The 321-nt window shown below is 51.1% G+C and carries 1 protein-coding gene; it reads right to left on the bottom strand.

Translation table 11 applies throughout. From position 1 onward, the window contains the following. Positions 1 to 105 precede the first annotated feature (105 nt). On the bottom strand, positions 106 to 321 hold a 216-nt coding region (locus tag H6B10_RS15915; protein ID WP_204652413.1), incomplete at its 5' end, for a hypothetical protein.

Consider the following 321-nt stretch of genomic DNA (forward strand, 5'->3'; position numbering starts at 1 on the left):
TGGTGGTGTGTTTACTGGTATAGCCCCACGCGGCCAGAAGCTACAAAATAGAGCGTATCGCAAAACTTGCGGTACGCTCTATTTTTATCAATGTCCTGCTTGTGATCACTCTACCCGCAGGCGTTCTACCACCGAGTACCGCTGCATAGTCCGGCAGGTCACTACTGGGATTCCAATACCAAGAACGGCAAAGAAAGGCAGAATCACCATGATCGGCCAGATGGTAAAGTGATAGGTGAAGAACCAAAACATTCCGTTGAGGCCGGGTCCCACGATGGGGGCCGTAATCAAAATCAGGGTAAAGGCCAGCAAGGCAGATCC

The organism is Gemmiger formicilis, assembly GCF_016901605.1.
In the GTDB taxonomy this organism is placed as follows: Bacteria; Bacillota; Clostridia; order Oscillospirales; family Ruminococcaceae; genus Gemmiger; species Gemmiger formicilis_B.